The organism is Actinomadura sp. B10D3 (assembly GCF_039871695.1).
In the GTDB taxonomy this organism is placed as follows: Bacteria; Actinomycetota; Actinomycetes; order Streptosporangiales; family Streptosporangiaceae; genus Spirillospora; species Spirillospora madurae.
The window spans coordinates 1-7329 of record NZ_JBDPLY010000065.1; the positions used below are offsets into that span (position 1 = coordinate 1).

Consider the following 7329-nt stretch of genomic DNA (forward strand, 5'->3'; position numbering starts at 1 on the left):
CCGGGGGCGGTGGTGTCATGAAGGCCATCTCGTGGCGACCGACCAAGACCGTCACCCCGGCTCCCGCCGAGTCCCAACAACGCGCACCGTATCGGTGCCCGCAAGAAAGAGGGTGCCCTAGTGACCGTCCAACGCCACGGCGGGTTGACCGAACAAGCTGCCCAGGCCGCCGTCGACCAGGCCTGCCGGATGCTGCGGCTACCCACCATCCGCAGCCAATTCCCTGAACTCGCCGAGGCAGCCGCCCGCGAGCAGATGTCCTACCTGGGGTTCTTGGCCGAGCTGTTGATGGCCGAATGCGACGACCGCGCCCGCCGCCGCTCCGAACGCCGGATCAAAGCCGCCGCCTTCCCACGAGAGAAGTCGCTACGCGCCTTCGACTACGACGCCAACCCAAACATCGACCCCGCCGTCATCCACACCCTCGCGACCTGCGAATGGGTGACCAAGGGCCAACCCCTCTGCCTCATCGGCGACTCAGGAACCGGCAAATCCCATCTACTGATCGCCTTGGGCACCGAAGCCGCGATGAAAGGCTTCCGTGTCAAGTACACCCTGGCCACCAAGCTGGTGAACGAGCTCGTCGAGGCCGCCGACGACATGGTCCTTAACAAGACCATCGCCCGCTACGGCCGCGTCGACCTTCTCTGCATCGACGAGCTTGGCTACATGGAGCTGGACCGCCGCGGCGCCGAGCTGCTGTTCCAGGTTCTAACAGAGAGGGAGGAAAAGAACAGTCTGGCCATCGCCTCCAACGACAGCTTCGGAGGCTGGACCAAGACCTTCACCGACCCACGCCTCTGCGCCGCCATCGTCGACCGGCTCACCTTCAACGGCACCATCATCGAAACCGGCACCGACTCCTACCGCCTCGCCCAGACCCGCGCCCGAGCCGAACACAACGCCAGCTGACCGACTCACAATCCGTCAGCGGACAGGGCATCGATACCGACACTGTCGAAGGCCATGCCATGTTCGGCATGCTCAGCGTCCTGGCCGAACTGCAGCGCGAGCTCGTCATCGCCAACACCCTCGACGGGCTGGCCGCCGCACGGGCCCGCGGCCGCATCGGCGGCCGCCGGCCCCGCCTCACCCCCGAACAGGCCGCGCTCGCCCAAGAGCTGTACGACGCGCGCGTCAAGACCGTCCAACAGATCGCCGACCTGTTCGGCGTCCCACACTCCAACCGTCTACGGCCCACCTCGACAAAGACACCACCGTGCCGCGCCAGCCGAAGAAGACCACGGCCAAGGCGTAGACCGTCGATCCCGCTCAGGACCACATCGGAACGGCGGACGGCGGTAACACCACCCGGCCCCGCTTGCTAACGCCGTTGGCCGGTCGGTTGCTGGTCAAGCCCCGAGAAGGCCCAGGCAGGCCCGGCGGCGAGCGAGGTGGAAGCGGAAGCAAAGGCTGGAGATCCCGGCGCGACGACGTGAGGCGCCTCAGCTCTGAATCGTGCCCTCCAGGGCGGTGGTGATGATGACCTGCCAGATCAGCAGCGGGCTGTCGAACGCGGCCGGATCCAGCTCGCGCACCTCCTCGACCATTCCCTCCATCGTCTCCTCGATCCCGCGCTGGATCGCGGCGACCCGCTCCTCACTGGCGTCCGGGGGCAGGTAGATCACCCGCCACGCGATTTCCGGGTAGAGCGCGTTCACGACCTCGACGAACTGCCCCAGCGAGGAATTGAGCAGGCCGTACGGCTCGGTGTCGCCCGGGCGGAACCAGTAGACGCGACCGTCCGCGCCGTCGAGGCAGGCCACCCCCCCGCCGGGCCCGTTCGCGACGATCAGGTAGTCGCGAACACGCTCCGGCATCCCGTCCGCCGTCGAGAAGAACGTCTCGGCAAGCGTACGGGGCGGGCCGTCGGTGAAATCCTCGAAGGAGAGGGTCTCGAACAAGCTGTCGGGCAGACCCACCTCGGTGAGCACCCGCAGAGCCTCCGGATCGGTCACCTGATCCTCGAGGAGCTCCGCCGGGGCCAAGAGCACCTCGTCCTCGCCGAACGTCTCGACGAGTTGTTCATGCGTAATCAAGATCCATCCAAAGGATTCGCCGCCTCAAACCGCTCCCATCATGCCGTCGATCCATGGTTGTCGCACATCAGCGCGGACGAGGACCCCGTTCCGGATCGTGGCCTCGGGTCTTCGGCGCCCTCAGGCGACGGTGAGGACGAGCTTGCCGCGGACTTTTCCGGATTCCCCCACGCGATGGGGCGTCCGCGATGTCGGCGAGTCGGATACGACGGCTTCGAGTGGATCTACGCAGCGAAGCTGCCGAACTGAACAGGGAGCCGCTGCTCCACCCGGCACGGGTGGTGCCCGAACTCACCGACATTCTCGGCCCCTTCGATCACCGACTGGTGCCCCAACCCACAAACAAACGATGCCGGTTCTCGGCGACATAGCCACAACAAGACGCCCAACAGGCAGCGTGTCCAACACAGCGGCGCTGAGACCTTCTCTACATCCTCACGGGCGCTGGCTAGGCGGCCCGCTGACCGGTCCATCCGTGCCGGCGTGCGGCTTCTCCGCCCGGATCGCGCCCATCATGCGGATGGCGCGGGGATGTCTCATTGCGGAGGGGACGTGTTCAGTACGGCGATGGCTTGGAGTTCCACCACTGCTTGGGGATCCCAAAGGCGTGCGACGCCGATGCCGGCCATTGCGGGGTATGACGTGCCGACTCGCCGCCGCCACACGGCTCCGATCTCGCGCGCGTGGGCCTGGTAGTCGTCCATGTCGGTGGTGAAGATCGTCATGCTCGCCAGGTCGTCCGGGGCTCCGCCCGTGGCCGCGAGCGCCTCAAGGAGGTTCTCCAGCGCCTGGGCGAACTGCTCGGTCACGGTGTCGCCGACGATACGGCCCGACTGGTCCATGGCCGTCTGCCCGGCGAGGAAGACCGTCGTCCCGCTCGCCCGCACCGCGTGGCTGAACCCTTTGGGGGACGCCAGGGAGGCCGGGTTGATCCGTTCGACGCTGATGGCACTACCTTCCTTTCTCATCGGGCACCCCGGAACGCCTTCGGCGCTTGTCCTGCGAGGACTGGTCGATCAGCTCGGCGCAGCGCCTGCACCGACCGTGCCCGTTGTCTCGGGGCATGTGTGAGGAGGTGCGTGTGCACATGATCTACGACGAGGCTGTCCACGCAGCCAACCGCGACCACGCGCTCCGATTCGCGGCGTGAGGTTGGCAGAGAGGTCTCATGACTGGACCGCTCCTCCGTCGACGTTGATGCCCTGTCCGTTGATCGCGGCGTTCTCCGCGCAGGCGTGGACGGCCGCCGCGACCTCGTCCGGCCGGACCAGGCGGCCGATGGGCTGCCGGCGGGCGAGCAGTGCCGCCGCCTCCTCATCGCTCACGCCTCGCCGCCCTGCCACCGCCTTGACGGATTCGGCCGTCATCGGCGTGTCGACCCAGCCGGGGCAGACGGCGTTGACGGTGATCCCCGTGCCGGCCAGTTCGGCGGCGGCGGAACGGACCAGGCCGAGAGCGCCGTGCTTGCTGGCGGTGTAGGCGGACACCTGCGTCTCGCCGTGCTTGGCGACGACCGAAGCGATCACGATGAACCGGCCCCAGCCGCGGTCGAGCATCGGCGGGATCGCCCGTCGCAGCAGACGGAACGGCGCGGTGAGGTTGATCGCCAGCATCCGGTCCCAGTCTGCGTCGCTCGTCTCGACCAGCGGTGCAGCGAAGGAGCCTCCGGCACCGGAGACGACGACGCCGGCCGGGCCCCAGTGCCGCTCGACGGTCTCGAAGATCAGGTCGGCGGCGCCGTCCTCGGTGATATCGGCCGAGATGGGCAGCGTGGGCACGGGCAGTTCGGCGGCGGTCTCCTCCAGGGGGCCGAGGGTGCGGCCGACCAGGGCGACGCCGCCGCCAACCCCGCCTGGTACCACCACATCGCCGCACACCCCGACCGGATCCGGATCGAAGTCGACGGGCAGAAGATCCCCGTCCGGGCCCGGCAGTTGGGCGGCACCGAACGCGAGCAGGCACGGAAGCAGATCACCGCGGCTTCACCGCGCTTCGCCGGCTACCAGGACGAGACCGACCGGCAACTACCGAACCACACCCCGCGCACCGGGTCGTAGCGCCTCGGGTCGTCGGGTGCGCGGCTTTCCACCGCCAGCGCCCCTGGCCTCTACGAGAGCGACCAGGTGCGGGCGTCCACAGGGGATTAGAGGATGGTCGGGACCGACACCGCCGGGGTGCCCGGCCGGTTGTGGCGGTCCGCCCAGGCGGTCAGCGCCGTACGGCACGCGTGGTCAAGGTGCCGCACCTCCGACAGGTCCAGCTCGATGGGACGGTCGCGGGGCAGCGCCTCCAGGCTGTCGAGCATCTTCGGCAGCCGCAGGAACGTGGCGTTGCCGCTCAGCCTGACCCGGAGCGGGCCGTCCTCCTCCTGGGCGACGTCCACGTGGAAGTGGGATGTCTCCCAGGCGGTCTTGACGATCGCCAGCAGCAACCCCAGCAGGACACCCTCGAAAAGGTTGAGGGCGAGGACCGCGATGGCGGTGCACAGAAGGACCACCGCCTCGCCGCGGTGCCGCCGCCACAGCGGCGCCAGCTGCCTGATAGGCATCAGCTTCCAGCCGGCATGTACCAGCACTCCGGCCAGCGCCGCCAGCGGGATGACCCCGAGAACGGCGGGGAACAGCGCGGCGAACAGCAGCAGCCACACCCCGTGCAGGACCCGGGAGGTCTTGGTCCGTGCGCCCGCCTGCACGTTGGCCGAGCTCCGCACGATCACGGCGGTCATCGGGAGCGCGCCCAGCACGCCGCAAACGGCGTTGCCTGCACCTTGGGCGATGAGTTCCTTGTCGTAGTCGGTGCGCGGGCCGTCGTGCATACGGTCGACCGCGGCGGCACTGAACAGGGTCTCCGCGGAGGAGATCAGCGCGAACGCGACGACGGTGCCGATCATGCCGACCTCGGCGAGCGAGGCCAGATCGTCCAGGCCGGGTGGGCGGATCGCTTCCGCCAGACCCCGCACGTCCAGCCGGGCGACCGGTAGCCCGAACGCCGCCACCGCGCCGGTGGCCAGGGCGACGGCCGCGAGCGGCGCCGGAACCGCCCGGATCGGCGCCGGCAGGTGCGGCCAGCCGGCCAGTACCGCAACCGTGCCCGCGCCGACGCCGCAGGCGGCGAGTGCGCCGGGCGAGGTGAGACTGTCGGCCAGCAGGGCGGGCAGCCCAGCGAGCTTGGCCGGCCCTGATCCGGGGGCCTTGGCGTCGGCCATCGCGTACAGCTGCCCGGCGATGATGGTCAGGCCGATTCCGGCGAGCATCCCCTCTACGACGGCGATCGAGATGGCGCGGAACCATCGGCCCATCCGCAGCAGGCCCAGCAGCAGCTGAAGCAGCCCGGCCGCCAGCACCAGGGCGCCCAGGGCGGGCAGCCCGTATCTGTGCACGGCCTCGAAGACGAGCACGGTCAAGCCCGCGGCGGGGCCCGACACCTGCAGGCTGCTGCCCGGCAGCAGCCCGGCGACCAGCCCTCCGACGATGCCGGTGATCAGGCCGAGCTCGGCGGGCACGCCGGAGGCCACCGCCACGCCCACGCACAGCGGCAACGCGACCAGGAAGACGACGAGTGAGGCGGCGGCATCGCGCCGCAGGGTCTCTGGAAGCAGAGTGTTCGGTAGCATCGGCTCCCCGTTCAGAGGGGTCGGAAGGTGTCGGCGCCGGTCCGGTGGGTGAGCACCGTGCCGGTGTGGACCTCGTAAAACCAGCCGTGCAGGGCGATTCGCCCCTGGTCCAGGCGCCGCCGGATGGCGGGGTGTGCACGCAGCCGTTCCATCTGCGCCACCACGTGCCGTTGGACCGCCCGGTCCAGGCCGTCCGCGCCGAGGCCGTCCGGCCGGTCGGAGGCCGCGCTAAGCCATTCGGCCATCGCGGGCACGGTGGTCAGGTCGTCGCCGCGCGCCAGCGCGGCAACCGCGGCGCAGTGGGAGTGCCCGCAGACCACGACGTCGGCCACCCGCAGGACCTCCACGGCGAACTCGATGGTCGCGGCCTCCGCGGACGGCCGGTCGAGGCTGTAGCGGGGCACGATGCCGCCTGCGGTGCGCAGCTCGAACAGCTCTCCCGGCTTGGCACCGGTGATCAGGGACGGAACGACCCGCGAATCGGAGCAGGCGATGAACAGCGCCAGCGGAGTCTGTCCCTCGGCCAGCGGGGCCAAGGGCGCACCGTCGGCAGCGGCCCGGTCACGGAACGAACGTGCGTGCTCGATGAGTGCGTGCATGCCAAATCCCTCCAAGGTGCGCCGTAACGGCGGCGCGTCGATGGAGTTGGTGATGACGGTCGTCTAAAGACGGCGGGCCCTTTGCCGGTCTTCAGCCTGCGCTGATCTCCGGCGGGCCTGCCCGGTGGGCCGTCAGCAGCGGAACACCTGGAGGAAGGCGGAGATCTCCCCCGTGGTGCGTCTGTCCCAGCCGCGAGGGTGCCGGCCGAAGCCGTTCGGCGGGTCGGCAGCGGCGGCGTGCATGGCGCACAAGTACGAGAGGACAACTCCGGCGAACGCACAGCCGCCCTGGTGGACCTCGGCGGGCGCACCGCGCATCCACAGGTGAACGTGCTGAAGGGTCGCCGGTGCCGAAGGCTGCTCGTCGCAGCAGTCCCACGGCGTCTGGACCACGGAGACCTGTACGGGGATCGAGGACGCCTCAGCGGGGCCTCGGCCGCTGAGGCCGGCGTTCAGGAACAGCAGCAAGGCCATGCTCAACAGGCAGGCCAAGACCTCGGGGGCGCGCGAGAACGCCCTGCGTCGCGCCACCGAACCCCTTCCTTGACGGTCTCTGCGAACCCGTGACGTTAAGGAGTTCGGCTCCGTAAGTATCTCACTCTTGCACACAATGCGCGAATCCGCGTAAGCAAAGCGTTACGGTGCGGACGGGTGGACGAGGCCGGATTGGTAGGCGATGAATGCGCGTACTGCCGATCGCACCCATAGACGAGTAGTTCCGAAGTTTCGGTCCCAGACGCAGGTGAGGGTGTCCAAGATCCGTTTGTGACGACAGACCTGAACACCCTCGTGACCGCACTGTACGTGAAGATCGATGACGAGTTGGGAGGAAGCCGGTGTCTGGGCCGCCCGCCGAAGCTGACCGATCCCGAGCTGCTGTGCCTGGCGGTCGCTCAGGCCCTGCTGGGTTGCAGGTCCGAGGCCCGGTGGCTGAGGTTCGTCGCCTCCCACCTGGCGGGGATGTTTCCGTATCTGCCGCAACGGCCCGGCTACAACAAGCGGCTCAGATCGGCGTTGCCACTGGTCAAGCGAGCCATCCGGATGCTGGCGGCCGACACCGACTTCTGGCTGGACAATG

Annotated in this window: 8 protein-coding genes and 1 pseudogene; 3 read left to right on the forward strand and 6 right to left on the reverse strand. The window is 69.0% G+C overall.

Features of this window, described 5'->3' with window-relative positions:
- Positions 1-120 precede the first annotated feature (120 nt).
- Both istB and ABGB11_RS42060 read left to right on the forward strand, forming a co-directional pair.
- Positions 121-912, forward strand: coding sequence for an IS21-like element helper ATPase IstB (istB, locus tag ABGB11_RS42055; protein ID WP_347641295.1), 792 nt, complete (start codon positions 121-123; stop codon positions 910-912).
- Between the two features lie 68 nt (positions 913-980).
- Entirely contained in the window at positions 981-1328 is a 348-nt protein-coding gene (locus ABGB11_RS42060; RefSeq protein WP_347641304.1) for a hypothetical protein, read from the forward strand.
- A gap of 117 nt (positions 1329-1445) precedes the next feature.
- Here ABGB11_RS42060 and ABGB11_RS42065 read toward each other — a convergent pair whose 3' ends face one another.
- From ABGB11_RS42065 to ABGB11_RS42090, 6 genes are all read right to left on the reverse strand, one after another.
- Positions 1446-2039 (reverse strand): SUKH-4 family immunity protein, encoded by a 594-nt coding sequence (locus ABGB11_RS42065; RefSeq protein ID WP_347641296.1) that lies wholly within the window; start codon positions 2037-2039, stop codon positions 1446-1448.
- 536 nt (positions 2040-2575) lie between these two features.
- The gene (locus ABGB11_RS42070; RefSeq protein ID WP_347641298.1) at positions 2576-3007 is read right to left on the reverse strand and encodes a RidA family protein; all 432 of its coding nucleotides are present in this window, start codon (positions 3005-3007) and stop codon (positions 2576-2578) included.
- A gap of 198 nt (positions 3008-3205) precedes the next feature.
- Complete coding sequence (locus ABGB11_RS42075) at positions 3206-3904, reverse strand: SDR family oxidoreductase (protein WP_347641299.1); 699 nt, start codon at positions 3902-3904, stop codon at positions 3206-3208.
- A gap of 278 nt (positions 3905-4182) precedes the next feature.
- A complete protein-coding gene (locus ABGB11_RS42080) occupies positions 4183-5652 on the reverse strand; it encodes a SulP family inorganic anion transporter (RefSeq protein WP_347641300.1) in 1470 nt (489 codons plus the stop codon).
- 11 nt (positions 5653-5663) lie between these two features.
- Entirely contained in the window at positions 5664-6251 is a 588-nt protein-coding gene (locus tag ABGB11_RS42085) for a carbonic anhydrase (RefSeq protein ID WP_347641301.1), read from the reverse strand.
- Between the two features lie 132 nt (positions 6252-6383).
- On the reverse strand, positions 6384-6782 hold the full coding sequence (locus ABGB11_RS42090; RefSeq protein WP_347641303.1) for a hypothetical protein: 399 nt from the start codon (positions 6780-6782) through the stop codon (positions 6384-6386).
- A gap of 234 nt (positions 6783-7016) precedes the next feature.
- Here ABGB11_RS42090 and ABGB11_RS42095 point away from each other — a divergent pair.
- Positions 7017-7329 (forward strand): annotated as a pseudogene (locus ABGB11_RS42095) (IS982 family transposase); the annotation flags it as partial.

Excerpts from the sequence above, each read along its gene's own strand:
- ABGB11_RS42060 (WP_347641304.1), top strand. The coding sequence starts at position 981 with ATGCTCAGCGTCCTGGCCGAACTGCAGCGCGAGCTCGTCATCGCCAAC.
- ABGB11_RS42070 (WP_347641298.1), bottom strand. The coding sequence starts at position 3,007 with ATGAGAAAGGAAGGTAGTGCCATCAGCGTCGAACGGATCAACCCGGCC.
- ABGB11_RS42080 (WP_347641300.1), bottom strand. The coding sequence starts at position 5,652 with ATGCTACCGAACACTCTGCTTCCAGAGACCCTGCGGCGCGATGCCGCC.
- ABGB11_RS42085 (WP_347641301.1), bottom strand. The coding sequence starts at position 6,251 with ATGCACGCACTCATCGAGCACGCACGTTCGTTCCGTGACCGGGCCGCT.